This window comes from Pseudomonas sp. NFACC04-2 (assembly GCF_900119265.1).
GTDB classification, from domain to species: domain Bacteria; phylum Pseudomonadota; class Gammaproteobacteria; order Pseudomonadales; family Pseudomonadaceae; genus Aquipseudomonas; species Aquipseudomonas fluorescens_AA.
In genome coordinates this window covers 63,743-80,032 of sequence record NZ_FPJC01000020.1, presented here as the reverse complement: position 1 = coordinate 80,032, position 16,290 = coordinate 63,743, and the positions used below count along the sequence as shown (strand labels likewise).

The 16,290-nt window shown below is 62.2% G+C and carries 13 protein-coding genes; 6 read left to right on the top strand and 7 right to left on the bottom strand.

The features are described from left to right. Positions 1-43: 43 nt before the first annotated feature. Positions 44-2,878 carry an excinuclease ABC subunit UvrA gene (uvrA, locus tag BT125_RS22520; RefSeq protein ID WP_072410491.1) on the bottom strand — a complete coding sequence of 945 codons (2,835 nt, stop codon included), beginning with the start codon at positions 2,876-2,878 and terminating at the stop codon, positions 44-46. Positions 2,879-3,057: 179 nt separating this feature from the next. Here uvrA and BT125_RS22515 point away from each other — a divergent pair, with 179 nt between their 5' ends. Then, a complete protein-coding gene (locus BT125_RS22515; protein WP_072410488.1) occupies positions 3,058-4,455 on the top strand; it encodes an MFS transporter in 1,398 nt (465 codons plus the stop codon). Between the two features lie 9 nt (positions 4,456-4,464). Further along, the gene (locus tag BT125_RS22510) at positions 4,465-4,986 is read left to right on the top strand and encodes a single-stranded DNA-binding protein (RefSeq protein ID WP_003206078.1); all 522 of its coding nucleotides are present in this window, start codon (positions 4,465-4,467) and stop codon (positions 4,984-4,986) included. A gap of 123 nt (positions 4,987-5,109) precedes the next feature. Here the strand turns inward: BT125_RS22510 and BT125_RS22505 are convergent, their stop codons facing one another. Both BT125_RS22505 and BT125_RS22500 read right to left on the bottom strand, forming a co-directional pair. Beyond that, a complete protein-coding gene (locus BT125_RS22505; protein ID WP_170866864.1) occupies positions 5,110-5,730 on the bottom strand; it encodes a hypothetical protein in 621 nt (206 codons plus the stop codon). A gap of 176 nt (positions 5,731-5,906) precedes the next feature. Beyond that, positions 5,907-6,461, bottom strand: coding sequence for a cysteine hydrolase family protein (locus BT125_RS22500; RefSeq protein ID WP_072410486.1), 555 nt, complete (start codon positions 6,459-6,461; stop codon positions 5,907-5,909). A 98-nt stretch (positions 6,462-6,559) separates the two neighbouring features. On the opposite strand from BT125_RS22500, the gene BT125_RS22495 reads away from it, so the two are divergent. The 3 genes from BT125_RS22495 to BT125_RS22485 all read left to right on the top strand — a co-directional run bounded on the left by BT125_RS22495 (position 6,560) and on the right by BT125_RS22485 (position 9,739). After that, the gene (locus tag BT125_RS22495; RefSeq protein WP_072410484.1) at positions 6,560-7,555 is read left to right on the top strand and encodes a GlxA family transcriptional regulator; all 996 of its coding nucleotides are present in this window, start codon (positions 6,560-6,562) and stop codon (positions 7,553-7,555) included. A gap of 332 nt (positions 7,556-7,887) precedes the next feature. Further along, positions 7,888-8,991, top strand: a complete 1,104-nt coding sequence (locus BT125_RS22490; protein WP_072410482.1) for a DUF3182 family protein — start codon at positions 7,888-7,890, stop codon at positions 8,989-8,991. Next, positions 8,981-9,739 (top strand): alpha/beta hydrolase family protein, encoded by a 759-nt coding sequence (locus BT125_RS22485; protein ID WP_072410480.1) that lies wholly within the window; start codon positions 8,981-8,983, stop codon positions 9,737-9,739. The genes BT125_RS22490 and BT125_RS22485 overlap by 11 nt, the downstream gene beginning before the upstream one ends. Before the next feature lie 141 nt (positions 9,740-9,880). Here the strand turns inward: BT125_RS22485 and BT125_RS22480 are convergent, their stop codons facing one another. Genes BT125_RS22480 through BT125_RS22465 form a run of 4 tightly spaced genes read right to left on the bottom strand, consistent with a single transcriptional unit; the run spans position 9,881 to position 13,899 of the window. Further along, a complete protein-coding gene (locus BT125_RS22480; protein WP_072410478.1) occupies positions 9,881-10,885 on the bottom strand; it encodes a lysylphosphatidylglycerol synthase domain-containing protein in 1,005 nt (334 codons plus the stop codon). Then, the gene (gene clsB / locus BT125_RS22475; protein WP_072410476.1) at positions 10,872-12,170 is read right to left on the bottom strand and encodes a cardiolipin synthase ClsB; all 1,299 of its coding nucleotides are present in this window, start codon (positions 12,168-12,170) and stop codon (positions 10,872-10,874) included. The genes BT125_RS22480 and clsB overlap by 14 nt, the downstream gene beginning before the upstream one ends. Further along, positions 12,167-12,976 carry an endonuclease/exonuclease/phosphatase family protein gene (locus BT125_RS22470; protein WP_072410474.1) on the bottom strand — a complete coding sequence of 270 codons (810 nt, stop codon included), beginning with the start codon at positions 12,974-12,976 and terminating at the stop codon, positions 12,167-12,169. Before BT125_RS22470 ends, clsB begins: the two co-directional genes overlap by 4 nt. Continuing rightward, positions 12,973-13,899, bottom strand: a complete 927-nt coding sequence (locus BT125_RS22465; RefSeq protein ID WP_072410472.1) for a DUF72 domain-containing protein — start codon at positions 13,897-13,899, stop codon at positions 12,973-12,975. The genes BT125_RS22470 and BT125_RS22465 overlap by 4 nt, the downstream gene beginning before the upstream one ends. A 186-nt stretch (positions 13,900-14,085) precedes the next feature. Here BT125_RS22465 and BT125_RS22460 point away from each other — a divergent pair, with 186 nt between their 5' ends. Continuing rightward, a complete protein-coding gene (locus tag BT125_RS22460; protein WP_072410470.1) occupies positions 14,086-16,173 on the top strand; it encodes a mechanosensitive ion channel family protein in 2,088 nt (695 codons plus the stop codon). The last annotated feature ends 117 nt before the right edge of the window (positions 16,174-16,290 follow it).

Here is a 16,290-nt window from a genome sequence, read left to right as displayed (position 1 = left end):
GCCATCGATGAGATGACAGGGGCTTTTTCGTGCTCGGGTGAAGTCAATCCCGATCACGCTCCAGCAACGGCTTGAGGTAGTAGCCGGTGTAGGACTGCTTCATTTCGGCCACTTGTTCAGGCGTGCCCACGGCAATGATCTGGCCGCCCTTGGAACCGCCTTCCGGCCCCAGGTCCACCAGCCAGTCAGCTGTCTTGATCACGTCCAGGTTGTGTTCGATCACCACCACGGTGTTGCCGTGGTCGCGAAGGCGATGCAGCACGTCGAGCAATTGCTGGATATCGGCGAAGTGCAGGCCGGTGGTCGGCTCGTCGAGGATGTACAGGGTCTTGCCGGTGTCGCGCTTGGACAGCTCGCGGGACAACTTGACCCGCTGGGCTTCGCCGCCGGACAACGTCGTCGCCGACTGCCCCAGCTTGATGTACGACAGGCCGACATCCATCAGGGTCTGGAGCTTGCGCGCCAGGGCCGGCACCGCATCGAAAAACACCCGGGCCTCTTCGATGGTCATCTCGAGGGTTTCGTGGATGTTCTTGCCCTTGTATTTGATCTCCAGGGTTTCGCGGTTGTAGCGCTTGCTCTTGCAGACGTCGCACGGCACATAGATGTCGGGCAGGAAGTGCATTTCCACCTTGATCAGGCCATCGCCCTGGCAGGCCTCGCAGCGCCCGCCCTTGACGTTGAACGAGAAGCGTCCTGGGCCATAACCCCGTGAGCGGGACTCCGGCACGCCGGCGAACAGTTCGCGGATCGGCGTGAACAACCCGGTGTAGGTCGCCGGGTTGGAGCGCGGCGTGCGGCCGATCGGGCTCTGGTCGATGTCGACCACCTTGTCCAGGTGCTCCAGGCCCTTGATGCTGTCGTGAGCGGCCGCTTCCAGGGTGGTGGCGCCGTTCAGGGCCGTGGCGCTGAGGGGGAACAGGGTGTTGTTGATCAGCGTCGACTTGCCGGAGCCGGATACGCCGGTCACGCAGGTCAGCAAGCCGATCGGGATTTCCAGGTCGACGTTGCGCAAGTTGTTGCCACGGGCGCCCTTGAGAGTCAGCGACAGCTTCTTGTTGCGCGGCGTACGTTTGGCCGGAACCTTGATCTTCACCCGGCCCGACAAGTACTTACCAGTCAGCGAGTCAGGGTGCGCCATGACTTCTGCAGCAGTACCCTGGGCAACGATATGCCCGCCATGGACACCCGCGCCCGGGCCGATGTCCACCACGTAGTCCGCCAGGCGGATGGCGTCCTCGTCGTGCTCGACCACGATCACCGTGTTGCCGATGTCCCGCAGGTGTTTCAGGGTCCCGAGCAACCGGTCGTTATCCCGCTGGTGCAGGCCGATGGACGGCTCGTCGAGGATGTACATCACCCCCACCAGGCCGGCGCCGATCTGGCTGGCGAGGCGGATACGCTGGGCTTCGCCGCCGGACAAGGTGTCTGCGCTGCGATCGAGGGTCAGGTAGTCCAGGCCGACGTTCACCAGGAACTGCAGGCGTTCGCGGATTTCCTTGAGGATCTTGTCGGCGATCTCGCCACGACGACCGGTGAGCTTCAGGCCGCCGAAGTAATCGGTAGCGTCGCCAATCGGCAGGTTGGTCACCGCCGGCAGCGTCTTCTCGCCGACCCAGACATGCCGCGCCTCGCGTCGCAGGCGAGTGCCTCGGCAGTCAGGGCAGGGCTGGGTGCTGAGGAACTTGGCCAGTTCTTCGCGCACGCTGGCCGATTCGGTCTCGCGGTAGCGTCGCTCCAGGTTCGGCACGATACCTTCGAACGGGTGGGAGCGCTTGACGATATCGCCACGGTCGTTGAGGTATTTGAAGTCGACATTCTGCGAGCCGCTGCCGTGCAGGATGAATTTCTGCTGGTCGGCGGGCAATTCGTTGAACGGCTTGTCCAGGCTGAACTTGTAATGGGCCGCCAGCGAACCGAGCATCTGGAAGTAATAGACGTTGCGCCTGTCCCAGCCGCGAATCGCCCCTTCGGCCAGGGTCAGCTCGCCATTGACCAGGCGCTTGGTGTCGAAGAACTGCTTGACCCCCAGGCCGTCGCAAGTCGGGCAGGCGCCAGCCGGGTTGTTAAAGGAGAACAGCTTGGGTTCCAGCTCGCTGATGGCGTGGCCGCAGATCGGGCAGGCAAAACGTGCGGAGAAAATGATCTCCTCGCCGGGTTCATCGTCCATCGGCGCCACAAGGGCAATGCCGTCGGCCAGTTTCAGGGCGGTCTCGAAGGACTCGGCCAACCGCTGCTGCAAGTCGGCACGGACCTTGAAGCGGTCGACTACCACATCGATCGAATGCTTCTTCTGTTTATCCAGCTTCGGCAGTTCGTCCAGCTCGCACAGCTTGCCGTTGACCCGGGCCCGCACGAAGCCTTGGGCGCGCAATTCTTCGAACACCATCAGGTGTTCGCCCTTGCGTTCGCGAACCACCGGGGCCAGCAGCATCAGCTTGCTGCCTTCGGGCTGGGCCAGCACCAGGTCGACCATCTGGCTGACGGTCTGGGCTTCCAGGGGAATGTCGTGGTCGGGGCAGCGGGGAATGCCGACCCGCGCATACAGCAAGCGCAGGTAGTCGTAGATCTCGGTGATGGTGCCGACCGTCGACCGGGGGTTATGGGAGGTCGACTTCTGTTCGATGGAAATGGCCGGCGACAGCCCTTCGATGGTGTCGACGTCGGGTTTTTCCATCATCGACAGGAACTGCCGGGCATAGGCCGACAGCGATTCGACATAACGTCGCTGGCCTTCGGCGTACAGAGTGTCGAAAGCCAGGGATGATTTGCCGGATCCGGACAGGCCGGTGATGACGATCAGCTTGTCCCGTGGCAGGGTCAGGTCGATGTTCTTCAGGTTGTGGGTACGGGCCCCACGAATCAGGATCTTGTCCAAAGTGGCCTCGCTCGGCGGGCGTCGAAAACGTAGGAGTATACGGGCAAATACTGGATGGATGCACACTATTGGCGACGCGATTGCAGCCATACATGAAGACTGCGCGGCAAACGGTCGCCATATACCCTCTCAATCGATGGGACTGGTAGAATCGCCGCCGGTTCACATGAGGTTTTTCCATGCAAGATCCCCACAGCGAACGCATGAGTCGTGGCGAGACACGCGCAGCAAGCGGTCTGGCCCTAGTGTTCGCCTTCCGTATGCTGGGCATGTTCATGGTGTTGCCGGTGCTGGCGACCTATGGCATGGACCTGGCAGGCGCCACCCCGGCCCTCATCGGCCTGGCGATTGGCGCTTATGGCCTGACCCAGGCGATCTTCCAGATCCCGTTCGGGATTATTTCCGACCGCATCGGCCGGCGTCCGGTTATCTACCTGGGGCTGATCGTCTTCGCCCTCGGCAGCGTGCTGGCGGCCAATGCCGACTCGATCTGGGGCGTGATCGCCGGACGCATCCTGCAGGGGGCCGGGGCCATTTCCGCGGCCGTCATGGCGCTGCTGTCGGACTTGACCCGCGAACAGCATCGGACCAAGGCCATGGCCATGATCGGCATGACCATCGGTCTGTCGTTCGCCGTGGCCATGGTGGTCGGTCCCTTGCTGACCCGGGCCTTTGGTTTGTCGGGCCTGTTCCTGGCGACCGGTGCCATGGCGTTGGTTGGGATTCTGATCGTGGCCTTCATGGTGCCAGGTGCCACCGGGCCGTTGCAGCACCGGGAATCCGGGGTGGCGCGCCAGGCATTGATCCCGACGCTCAAGCACCCGGACCTGTTGCGCCTGGACCTGGGTATCTTCGTGCTCCACGCCATGCTGATGTCCAGCTTCGTGGCCTTGCCGCTGGCCCTGGTCGAGAAGGCCGGCCTGCCCAAGGAACAGCACTGGTGGGTCTACCTGACCGCGTTGCTGATCTCGTTCTTCGCCATGATCCCGTTCATCATCTATGGCGAAAAACGACGCAAAATGAAACGAGTTTTGCTCGGCGCCGTCGTGACGCTGATGCTCACTGAGCTATTCTTCTGGCAGTTCGGCGATAGCTTGCGGGCCCTGGTGATCGGCACGGTGGTGTTCTTCACCGCGTTCAATCTGCTGGAAGCTTCGTTGCCGTCGCTGATCAGCAAGGTTTCGCCGGCGGGCGGCAAGGGCACGGCGATGGGGGTCTACTCCACCAGCCAATTCCTGGGTTCGGCGTTGGGCGGGATCCTCGGCGGCTGGCTGTTCCAGCATGGCGGTTTGTCGGTTGTGTTCCTGGGATGCGCCGCGCTGGCTGCACTTTGGCTGCTTTTTGCTGTTACCATGCGCGAACCTCCCTATGTGACGAGCCTGCGCTTGCCCTTATCGCCCGAGGCGATTCGTGAGGCTGGCCTGACCGAGCGTCTGAAGGCCGTCGTTGGAGTAACCGATGCAGTGGTGGTCGCCGACGAGGCGGCCGTGTATATCAAACTCGACACCGAATTATTGGATCGCGCGACGCTCGAGCGCCTGGTGAACAACCCGGCCCCGACCACGTGCGAAGCCTAGGAGAACGTTATGGCCCGTGGGGTTAACAAAGTCATATTGGTCGGTACTTGCGGCCAGGATCCCGAAGTTCGCTACCTGCCGAACGGCAACGCCGTGACCAACCTGAGTCTGGCGACCAGCGAACAGTGGACCGACAAGCAGACCGGCCAGAAGGTCGAGAAGACCGAATGGCACCGCGTGTCGATGTTCGGCAAGGTGGCCGAGATCGCCGGCGAATACCTGCGCAAGGGTTCGCAGGTGTACATCGAAGGCAAGCTGCAGACCCGCGAGTGGGAAAAAGACGGCATCAAGCGCTACACCACCGAAATCGTGGTCGACATGCAAGGCACCATGCAATTGCTGGGTGGCCGTCCACAGGGCGACCAGCAACAAGGTGGCAACAACTACCAGCAGTCGGCTCCGGCCCCGCGTCAGCAGGCGCCTCGTCCACAGTCGGCGCCACAGCCGCAACGTGAGCGTCCGGCCCCACAACAGGCCGCGCCGCAACCGGCTCCGGATTTCGACAGCTTCGATGACGATATTCCGTTCTGATCCTCGCCTGAGCGCAATACGCAGGTAGACACGAAAGCCCCAAGCGCTCAGCACTTGGGGCTTTTTATTTGTCTGGCGCAAACCGATTCGTGACTTTGGGGACACTGGCAACTCCGGCCTTGCTCACAGATCCAGATCCAATACCTCCTGCATCCTCTCGCCAATCGACTGACTCAACCACGCGGCATGAAACGCCATGTCCTGATCCGTCAGATCCACCCCTACCCGAAGTGCGGTGGCCTTGCCATTGCCCCCGGCGAAGCCCACCACAAAGTGACAGATGTTGGCGGAAGCGGTCGTTTTGTAAGGCTTGATGTAATGGATGTCGCTGTACGGCACGCATTCGTCGGTGGTTTGCCGGGCAGGGCGGCGTTGGGTGAAGGTGAGGCGTTGCTGGCGTTCGTCAAAGCAGAAGCCGAGCACCTTAGGTTCGGATGCCAGCCAGTTGAGCACGCAGACGGCCGCCAATGCGCTGATTAATATGAGCGCTATGGACAGAGGGTCCTCGATCACTCTTGTGTGGATGGGCGACAGGTTTTGTCCGACATGAAACAGCTTCGTCGATAGCACTGCCAGCCCGTAGACCGGCAAGGTCAGCAGTATCACCACGGCATACACCATCGTGCCCAGGTATCCCGGCCTGGATACGTCGTTTGAGCAATCCCACGTGGGCGGGTGCAGTGGCGCTGATGTAGCGGTCGGGAACGGGGATTCGACCAGGCGCGGCGGGCGTTTGCGTTTCATACGGCTGGCTCTTGGGAAAAATGCCCGGCTATTTTTATCGTTGTTCCTCAAGTACGCCTAGTAAAACAGTAGGGGCGCAGCGGCGAGAAGCTGAAGGGGATGGCGCGCGAAGCGCAGCAGATGGGGAAAAACCGCACTTGGAGGATGAAGCGCGGTTTTTTAACAGCGTCGTGTGTTTATTGATGGTCAGCCAGGAATTGCTCGGTACTCACCACACTCGCGTAGGCAAACCCCAGCGCTGCCATGAACGCCGCATGCACCTGGGCAGCCGGTACGACGACGCCGTTGAATTCCAGGTCGAGGGTGGCGCAGGCGTCGTGGATCACTGTGACGCCGTAGCCCAGATCCGCCGCCGCCCGCACCACGCCATCGACGCACATGTGGCTCATGCTGCCGACCACCACCAATTGTTCGATGCCCTGCTGGTCGAGGACCGCTTGAAGTTCGGTTTCGCGAAACGAATTGACGAAGTGCTTGAGGACCACCGGTTCATCGGCGCGGTTGAGCACCTTGGGGTGCAACTGTGCGCCTTCGGAGCCTGGGGTGAAGAAGGGCGCGTCGTCGGAGGTGAATTCGTGGCGGATGTGCACCACGCTGTCGCCGGCCTGGCGAAAGGCTTCGATCAACCGTACGGCGTTATCGGCGGCGGCATGGGCACCGACCAACGGCCATTTGCCCTGGGGGAAGTAGTCGTTCTGGATATCGACTACGATGAGCGCTTGCTTGGACATGAGGGCTTCCTTGATCAGGTGGGGTAGGGCGCCAGTATTGGCCTTTACCGCCGGTTCGAGGATTGGCCGCAACGACAATAAGCGAGGGAAAACTGACAATGGCGCAGCAAAGGGCAGTCGCCGAGCTTGGGGTGCTCATCTACCCCGGCGCGCAAATGGCGGCAGTGCATGGCTTGACCGATCTGTTCGCCGTGGCCCAGCGGATCGCGGCCGAGCACGCCAGTGCACCATTGCCACGGTTGCGGGTCAGTCACTGGCAGACCGACAACGGTGAGACGCCGCGGCGGGTGTTCGACAGCGAAACCGGCCCGGCAGGCCATTTGGTGGCGCTGCTGATCCCGCCGTCTCTCGCCGGCTTCGATGACGACCTGGCCTCGCCGACGCTGATGGATTGGCTGCGCGCGCAGCATGCGGGCGGCACGGTGTTGGGCGGTGTGTGTGTTGGCTCGATCCTGTTGGCCGAAAGCGGCCTGCTCGATGGGCGCAGCGCTACCACCCATTGGACATCGGCCAAGGATTTCGCCGCCCGTTACCCGAAGATCAAGCTCAACGCCGACAAACCGATTGTCGACGATGGCGACCTGATCACCACCGCCGGGCTGATGGCCTGGTCGGAGCTGGGACTGCGCCTGGTGGACCGCCTGCTCGGGCCCAGCATCGCCACGCGCACCGCGCAATTTCTGGTGATCGAACACAGCGACAGCGCGAGCCAGTGCGGCAGTAACTTCGCGCCCATCCTCGGCCATGGCGATGCCGCGATTCTCAAGGTCCAGCATTGGTTGCAAAGCAACGGTGCGGTGGAGGTTTCACTCGGTGCGATGGCCGAACGGGCCGGGCTGGAAGAGCGCACCTTCCTGCGCCGGTTCCGTGCCGCCACCGGGCTCAGGCCCACCGAGTACTGCCAGCACCTGCGGGTCGGCAAGGCCCGGGAAATGCTGGAGTTCACCAATGGCACCATCGACCACATTGCCTGGACCGTCGGCTACCAAGACCCCAGTGCCTTTCGCGCGACGTTCAGGAAAATCACCGGGTTGGCGCCGAGTGATTATCGGGCGAGGTTTGGGGTGAGCCCGCTGGGCATTCCCAAAGGCTGACACTGGACCTTTTGTGGCGAGGGAGCTTGCTCCCGCTGGGCTGCGCAGCAGCCCCACCATCCCAACTGACACACTGCGGTGTGGGTTCCTTGGGGGCGCTTCGCACCCCAGAGGGAGCAAGCTCCCTCGCCACAGGGGGCTGCGTCTGCTGCTGAATATCGTGCAATTTGCGGGATGCCAAGCGAGTGTCGTGCAGAATGAAATAGGCCAGTTGCTATCAACTGCATACAAGGCGCCCGCTTGGCTGACCCTTCCTTGCCGATGACATCATTGGCCTGATCTCTGCACCTATCCTTACCTAAAGCCATCGAGCGCAGGAAAAAGGGCACCGCATGACATCAGTCAATCGCAACAAACGGGTCGTGGCCTATTCGGTCAACCCACAAGCGCCTCGCCACGAGGTCGAGACCAACCGTGCACTGGCCCAATGGCTGGCGCAGATCCTGGGTTGGGAGTACGGCGACAGTCATGATTCCCAGGCCGGTCATGATCTTTATCTGTTGCCCACCCAAACCCTGATCGGCACCGAAACCTTGATGCGCCTGGGGGTGAAGGGGCCGGAGGATGTGTGGGGCGGGTATGTCGAGCATGATTTTATCTGCACCAAGGCGATTACCCACGGTCTGTTGAATAAGGACGCGGTGGCGCCCAAAGGCTGGTCACCGCTGTTTGCCAAGCTCACCCGGGGCGCGGTGCTGGACGGCGTGACGGTCTTTTCACTCAAGGATGCCCGCCCGGCCGCCGAACATTTGCTCTACACCGGGCCGATCCGCATCAAGCCGATTCATGCCTGTGCTGGGCGTGGCCAACGGCTGATCAAGAGCCTGGCGCAGTTCGATGAAGTCGCCGCCGGGCCCGACGCCCAGGCGCTGTTTCGCGATGGCGTGGTGCTGGAACAGCACCTCAACGAGGTCAAGACCCAGAGCGTCGGCCAGAGCTTCATCAACGGCCAGGTCCTGAGCTATTGCGGCGTGCAACACCTGACCCACGACAGCGAAGGGCTGGAGGTGTACGGCGGTTCGGACCTGCTGGTGGTGCAGGGCGGCTATATCGAGTTGCTCAGGCTCGAACTGCCTGATGACGTGCGTGAGGCGGTGCGGCTGGCGCAAGTGTTCGATGACGCCGCCAACCAGGCCTACCCGAGCTTTTTTGCGTCGCGGCGTAATTACGACATTGCCCAGGGCCTGGATGCCGCCGGCCAGACCCGTGGCGGCGTGTTGGAGCAGTCGTGGCGCATGGGCGGGGCCAGCAGCGCCGAACTGGCGGCGTTGCAGGTGTTCGTCGAAACGCCTGAGACCAGCGCGGTGCGGGTGTCTTCGGTGGAAACCTACCTCGACCAACCGCTGCCAGCCGGGGCCAAGGAGGTTTATCGCGGCGAGGCCCACAACAGCGACTTTCTTCTCAAATACGTAACGGTTCAATCTTATGACGGCTAGAAGTGAAACCATTCAAATCGAGATCGACGACGAACGGATGAACGGGACCTTCCTGAGCCCCAAATCGAAGGTCCCTGGCGTGTTATTCGTACACGGCTGGGGCGGCAGCCAGGAGCGCGACCTGGAACGGGCCAAGGGCATTGCTGGCCTGGGTTGTGTCTGTCTGACGTTCGACTTGCGCGGGCACACCGGCGGGGCAGGAATTCCCTTGTCCCGGGTCACTCGGGAAGACAATTTGCGGGATTTGTTGGCGGCCTACGATCGCCTGTTGGCCCATCCGGCCCTAGACACTTCGGCGATCGCCGTGGTCGGCACCAGCTACGGGGGATACCTGGCGTCGATCCTGACGTCGCTGCGCCCGGTGCGCTGGCTAGCCCTGCGGGTGCCGGCGCTGTACCGCGACGAACAATGGCACACGCCCAAGCGCGACTTGGACAAGAGCGACCTGCTGGACTACCGCAGCACCCTGGTACACGCCGACACCAACCGCGCCTTGCATGCCTGTTCGCAGTTCACTGGTGATGTGTTGCTGGTGGAGTCGGAGACCGACGATCATGTGCCTCATGCCACGATCATGAGCTACCGCGCGGCGTGCCAGCAGACCCATTCGCTGACCCACCGCATCATCGATGGCGCCGACCATGCCTTGAGCGACCCCGTGTCACAACAGGCCTACACCTCGATCCTGGTGGACTGGATCACGGAAATGGTGGTGGGAGAACGGTTGAGCATCATTCAGGCGCGGTGATCGTGTGGTATGTGAGGGGGCCTCTTCGCGAGCAAGTTCGCTCCTACATTGGATCTGCGATGAACGCCAAACCCATGTCCAATGCACATCCCCTGTGGGAGCGGGAGCGAGCTTGCTCGCGATGGGGCCAGGCGTGGCACCTCAGCGCTTGACCCCAGGCTTGATTCGCAACGCCTTGGCCTTCGCCTCGATCACCAGATACATCACCACGGTAATCAGCAACGGCAGGATGAAATAGATCGCCCGGTAAGCGATCAGCCCCGCCAGCAGGCTGCCCCGCGACACCTCATGTTGCAGCAGGGCAATGAACACCGCCTCCAGCACCCCAAGCCCCGCCGGAATGTGAGTGATGACCCCGGCAATGCTGCTGATCAGCAACACCCCGAGCACCATCGGGTAATCCAGTTTGCTGGGCAGCAAGGTGAAAATCACCGCGGCCATCAGCGACCAGTTCAGCGCGCCCAACGCCAGTTGCAGCACCGCCATGCGCAGCGACGGCAGGTTGATTTCCATGCCGCGCACGGTCCAGGCCCGACGCTTGGAAAACCGGCAGGCCACCAGGTATCCGGCACTCGCCAGCAACAACAGCACGCCCACGCCTTGCAACGCGCCGCTGCTGAGTTTCCAGCCCGGCGGCATGGTCACCAGGCCGCTGCTGAACACCACCCCGGCCAGGGTCATGTAGCCGAACCAGTTGGTGGCCAGGCTCAGGCCGAGGATTTTGGCGATGTTCCCGCTGCTGACGCCCAGCCGCGAATACAGTCGGTAGCGCATGGCGATACCGCCTACCCAGGCGCTGAGGTTGAGATTGAAGGCATAACTGATCACCCCCACCGGCAAAATCTGCCGCCAACCGAGTTTCTGGCGGATGTAGGTGCGCCCGATCAGATCGAAGCAGGCATAGGTGATGAAGCTGGTGATGGTCAGCGCAGCGGCGATGATCAAGGTGCGCACCTTGAAATCTGCCAGGGTGGCGAACACCTCGGACCAATCGATGCGCCGTGCCAGGGCGGTGAAGAGCACGATCAACAGCAGGAAAAACGCCAGGGTCAGCGGTCTTTTCCAACGGCTCCAACGGGATTTGGGCTTGGCCTGTTCCGGCGCATGGGCATCTCTCGGCGCGGTCTGCGCTTCAGAGTGGTTCATGGGGTTCGCTCCGGACCGCCGTCGGCGGTGAAAAAGGTTTCAGACGCGGTTTATGGGCCGGCAGCCAGCCGGCCCAGGCCGGGAAGTGGCGCAAAAAGTGGAACACCATGAAACCGATGGTCATGCGCCACAGCAGACCCCGCGGCGCATGGTTTTCGGGCATGACCGTGCAGTGTTCGCGGCTCAGGTAGTCGAGGCGCTCGAACAGCTCGCGGTTGAACGTCCGATCGCGGATCAGCACGTTGGCTTCCAGGTTCAGCGACAGGCTCAGCGGGTCGAGGTTGCTTGAACCCACCGTGCTCCAGTCTTCATCCACCAAGGCGACTTTGCCGTGCAGCGGCCGCTCGCAGTATTCGTAGATCACCACGCCGGCCTTGAGCAGGTAGCTGTAGAGCATCCGAGCCGCGAGCTTGGCGATCATCATGTCCGGTTGCCCTTGCAGGATCAGCCGCACCTCCACGCCGCGCCGGGCGGCGTTGCGGATCTCGCGCAGCAACCGGTAGCCGGGGAAGAAATACGCATTGGCGATCACCACCCGCCGCTGAGCGCTGCGCAGCACTTGCAGGTAGACCTCTTCGATGTCGGTCTGATGCTCGTGGTTATCCCGGTAGACCAGGCGCACCTGGCCATCATGGTCGCTGAAGGCCAGTTCGTTGCGACGGCTACGGCGGCGTTGCCACCAGTATTTGGCCCGGGCGGGCCGGCCGCTCTGCAATAGCGCGAAGTGATGGATATCCACCACCGCCGGGCCTTTGACCTCCACGGAGTAATCCTGCTTGGCCTCGGGGCCGAAATCCCCCAGGTGGTCGGCGGAAAAGTTGATCCCGCCGATGAACGCAATCACCCCGTCCACCACCACGATCTTGCGGTGCAGGCGGCGGAACCAGTTGGTGCGGATCCCCAGGTGCCGGGGTGCCGGGTCGAACATCTGCAAGCGCACCCCGGCGTCGCTCAACGAGGCCAGGAAAGCGGTGGTCAACTCACCGCAGCCGAAGCCATCGAGGCTGACGGTGATGCGCACGCCACGCTGGGCGGCTTCCACCAGCAGGTCCCGCAGTTCGTAGCCGACCTTGTCCTCGAACAGAATGAAGGTCTCAAGCAGGATTTCTGTTTCGGCCCGGCGAATGGCCTCGAAGACCCTGGGGAAATACGCCTCGCCGTTTTCCAGCAGCGTGACGCGATTGTTGCCGTGCCAGCCGTATTCGATATCGGCCAGTGCCGGGTTGCGTTCGGCGGGCGTCGTGTCGACCTGTTCCACCGTTGCCTTGTCCATCGTCGCGCTCATAATTCGATCTCCACCGACAGCGGTGCATGGTCGGAAAGGTGCGACCAGGGTCGTACGTTCAACACCTTGGGATGACGGGCCTTGAGGTTGCGCACGTAGATGCGGTCCAGGCGCAGGACCGGCAGGCGCGCCGGAAAGCTGCGGGCCGGCTTGCCGCAATGTTCGGCGAACACTTCCCGCAGGCCGCAGGGTTCGAGCAATTCACTGGCTTTGCCGCGCCAATCGTTGAAATCGCCGGCAACGATAACCGGTGCGTCGGGCGGCAGTTCGCTCAAGCGTTGGCAAAGCAGCTTGAGTTGCTCGACACGATGACCCTCGCGCAGTCCCAAGTGGACGCAGATGGCATGCACATCCGGCCCATCGCCCGGCAGGCGCAGCACGCTGTGGAGCATGCCGCGGTTTTCATGGCCGCTGATGGACACGTCCAGGTTGTCGTGGCGGATGATCTGGAATTTCGACAACAACGCATTGCCATGGTCGCCTGCCGGGTACACCGCGTTGCGTCCATAGGCGAACTGTGGCCAGAGGGTGTCGGCGAGGAATTCGTATTGCGGCATGCTCGGCCAGTTGCTGTAGCGTCGGGGATGGTGTTCGTGGGTGCCATGGACTTCCTGCAGGAATACCACGTCGGCGGACACACTGCGCACCGCTTCGCGCAGCTCCGGCAGGATGAAGCGCCGGTTCAGGGCGGTGAAGCCCTTGTGGGTGTTGACGGTCAGCACGGTGAAACGGCTGACCTTGTCGAGATCCTGAGCCCCTTGCTGGGTCGGCTCGCAGGTCGCTTCGCTGGTTTGCGGACGGTTCATGGCAACACCCCTTCGGCCGGTCGCTGGCCGGGCGCGGTGGCGAGGTCCTTGTCCAGATGGAAACGTTCCAGCAAATGGCGTGCGTCGTAGGGCGCGCGGACTTTGATGTCGTTGTCGAAATAGCAGAATACTTCCCGGCTCTTGCGTGCCCGGGGTTTCTTGTCCGGGTCGATCAGGTGCGCGTCGCTCGGCTGCTTGCCGTGGCTCCAGGCCTCGATCCGATCGCCCCAGCGCTTCAACGCCTCGTCGGTGTAGCCGCTGGCGTACAGCTCCTCGGCGCCGTGCAGGCGCAGGTAGACGAAATCGCTGGTGACGTCTTCGCGATAGGGCCATTTGCCGGCCGTGTCGGCGATCACCAGGGCCACGTCGTAGCGCTTGAGCAACGTGATGAAGTGCGGGTCGATGAAACTCTCATGACGAATTTCCACGGCATGGCGCAGTGGGCGCTTTTTGTCAGTCGTGGTGCTGGCGTGGCCATCCAGGCGCGGCTCATGCTCTCGGGCCAGGGCGGCGGCGCCTTCGGTGTCGTGGGGCAATTGCTTGAGGAAGTCTTCGAACAGCTCGGGGTCGAACTTGAAGCTGGGTGGAAACTGCCAGAGGATTGCCCCCAATTTCTCCTTGAGCTCCAGCACGCCGGAGGCGAAGAAGTTGGCCAAAGGCTTGTGGATGTCCCGCAGGCGCTTGATGTGGGTGATGAAGCGCGGGGCCTTGATGCTGAACACGAAGCCGGGCGGCGTCTCGGCATACCACTGGGCATACCGTTCGGGGCGTTGCAGGGCGTAGAACGATCCATTGATTTCGATACTGTTGACCGCTCGCGAGGCAAATTGCAGTTCCCGTTTCTGGGTCAGCCCCTTGGGGTAGAAATCCCCCCGCCAAGGCGTGTAGCGCCAGCCGGAAATACCAATGTGGATCGCCGTCATGTATCCCTCCCGTGCCAATGACCTCGTACCGCCTGTGTCTTTTGATGACTGTCGCGCGGCCTGGAAAGTTTCGATGGGATGCCCGGCGGCAGAGAACCAAAAGGTTTTGTATTGACCTTGCGAGCGAACTTGCCGGCCCAATATTGATCAGTTCCTTACCGATCCCGTGTGAAGGAGCCTCGCGTTTTGTCTCGATTGAGCACTGTATTGCTGCTGTTCTTGCTGGCGCTGACCGGCACCAGCGCCTACGGGACCGCCGCTGTCCCTGGCACCACCAAGCCCGATGAACCGCCCGCCGAACCTGCGCCGCTGGTGCAGGGCGGTTTATTAGGGGCCATCAGTTCGAGCATCGACGACGTCCAGGACAAACTCGATCTAAACCAAAGCCTGGTGGATGCCTGGCGCCTGCGGGCGGACCGGGCGGCGGACGAGGTGGACCGGCTGGTGGACCAGACGTCCCGTTCGTCTTGGCGCGTGGCGGGGGATTTCCTGTTGTTGTCCAGTGTCTGGATCGGCGCGTTTGCGCTGATCTGGTCCGCGGCGCGGTTGTTGTTGCGACATCTGGGCCACCGGCGCTGGCTGCGCACCCGCCGGCGCGTGCGCGATCTGCTCGGTTATCTGTTGCCGTACACCGCTGGGGCATTGATCTGCCTGCCGCTGACCCTCTATGTCAGTCACTTTCTGCAAGTCTCGGTCGGTCGCGCCCTGGCGTTGTGCTTCGCCTACGCTACCAGCAGCGGTATTTTCTCCACCTCGGTATTGCTGTGCGTGATCGTGATGTTCAACGCCGGCCACAAACGCCGGGCGGTGGCGATGATCCGGCGTTTCAGCCCCCGACCATTGTTCCTGATCGGCTTTCTCGCCGCCCTCAGCGATGCCCTGACCAGCCCGCAAATCGCCCGGCAACTGGGCGGCAACATCACCAGCAGCGTCGCGGTGTTCACTGGGTTGTCGGCGTCGATGATCTTTGGCTGGCTGGTGATCCGCATGCGCCGCCCGGTGGCGCACCTGATCCGCAACCGCCCTCTGGCCCAGCGCTTGAAACAACCGGCCTTGCAGGAGTCGCTGCGGATTTTCTCCGGGCTCTGGTATTGGCCGATCCTGTTGATGGTGCTGGTGTCGGCGGTGAGCCTGATCGGTGTCGGCGAGGACAACCAGAAAGCCCTGCGTTGCGCGCTGTTCACCACTATCTTGCTGATCGCCACGGTGTTTCTCAGCACGGTGCTCCAGCATGTCTTCAAGTCGCCCAAGGCCGAGGCCATCCAGCACAACAGCGCCTACAAAGGGCGACTGTTGAGCCTGTTACACGCTTTGTTGCGGATCGTCATGGCGGTGGCATTCATTGAAGTCCTCGGACGGATCTGGGGCATTTCCTTGTTCGAGTTCGCCTCGCGCAATGCCATAGGCCGGGCGATCAGCGATTCCTTGAGCCGCATCGGCCTGATTTTCCTGATGACCTGGCTCACGTGGGTGGTGCTCGACACCGCGATCCAGGAAGCCTTGAAGCCGCCGCTGAACAAGCGCGGGGCCCGCCAGCCCAGCACCCGGGTCAAGACCATCCTGCCGCTGTTGCGCAACGCGGCGAAAATCATTCTGGTGGTGATTTGCGCAATCACCACCATGGCCAACCTGGGGATCAATGTCGCACCGTTGCTGGCCGGTGCCGGGGTGGTGGGGCTGGCGATCGGTTTCGGTTCGCAGCAACTGGTGCAGGACGTGATCACTGGGCTGTTCATCATCATTGAAGACACGCTGTCCATCGGCGACTGGGTGGTGCTCAGCTCCGGCCACGCCGGCACTGTCGAAGGCCTGACCATCCGCACCCTGCGCCTGCGTGACGGCAAGGGTTTCGTGCACTCGGTGCCGTTCGGCCAGATCAAGGCGGTGACCAACCAGTCCCGGCAATTCGCCTTTGCGTTTTTCTCCGTGCAATTCACTTATGACACCGATGTCGACCAGGCCATCGAGCTGATTCGCGAAGCCGGGCGTTCGATCGCCGAAGACCCGTTCCTCAAGTTCAACCTGCAAGGGCCGCTGGATGTGTTCGGCGTGGACAAGATGGACCTCAACGGCGTGGTGCTCACGGCGCAGTTCCGCACCGTGTCGGGTGGGCAATATGCGGTGAGCCGAGCGTTCAACCAGCAGTTGAAGAAGCTTGTGGATAACCACCCGGCGGTGCACTTTGCGCAGACTTATCCACAGCAGGTGATGTTGCCCAAGCGGTTCGTGGAAGAGTCGAAAGAGGGGGAAGAGGTGCCTGATCCATCTCGGTAGTGAGTGAGGTTTGTGGTGGGGCTGCCAGCCCTATCGCGAGCAAGCTCGCTCCCACAGTAGGTTTGTGGTGGATGTACAACCCCTGTGGGAGCGAGCTTGCTCGCGATAGGGCCCGTC

Excerpts from the sequence above, each read along its gene's own strand:
- BT125_RS22480 (WP_072410478.1), bottom strand. The coding sequence starts at position 10,885 with ATGAACCACTCTGAAGCGCAGACCGCGCCGAGAGATGCCCATGCGCCG.
- BT125_RS22495 (WP_072410484.1), top strand. The coding sequence starts at position 6,560 with ATGGCGCAGCAAAGGGCAGTCGCCGAGCTTGGGGTGCTCATCTACCCC.
- BT125_RS22490 (WP_072410482.1), top strand. The coding sequence starts at position 7,888 with ATGACATCAGTCAATCGCAACAAACGGGTCGTGGCCTATTCGGTCAAC.
- BT125_RS22485 (WP_072410480.1), top strand. The coding sequence starts at position 8,981 with ATGACGGCTAGAAGTGAAACCATTCAAATCGAGATCGACGACGAACGG.
- clsB (WP_072410476.1), bottom strand. The coding sequence starts at position 12,170 with ATGAGCGCGACGATGGACAAGGCAACGGTGGAACAGGTCGACACGACG.
- BT125_RS22470 (WP_072410474.1), bottom strand. The coding sequence starts at position 12,976 with ATGAACCGTCCGCAAACCAGCGAAGCGACCTGCGAGCCGACCCAGCAA.
- BT125_RS22465 (WP_072410472.1), bottom strand. The coding sequence starts at position 13,899 with ATGACGGCGATCCACATTGGTATTTCCGGCTGGCGCTACACGCCTTGG.
- BT125_RS22515 (WP_072410488.1), top strand. The coding sequence starts at position 3,058 with ATGCAAGATCCCCACAGCGAACGCATGAGTCGTGGCGAGACACGCGCA.
- BT125_RS22510 (WP_003206078.1), top strand. The coding sequence starts at position 4,465 with ATGGCCCGTGGGGTTAACAAAGTCATATTGGTCGGTACTTGCGGCCAG.
- BT125_RS22505 (WP_170866864.1), bottom strand. The coding sequence starts at position 5,730 with ATGAAACGCAAACGCCCGCCGCGCCTGGTCGAATCCCCGTTCCCGACC.
- BT125_RS22500 (WP_072410486.1), bottom strand. The coding sequence starts at position 6,461 with ATGTCCAAGCAAGCGCTCATCGTAGTCGATATCCAGAACGACTACTTC.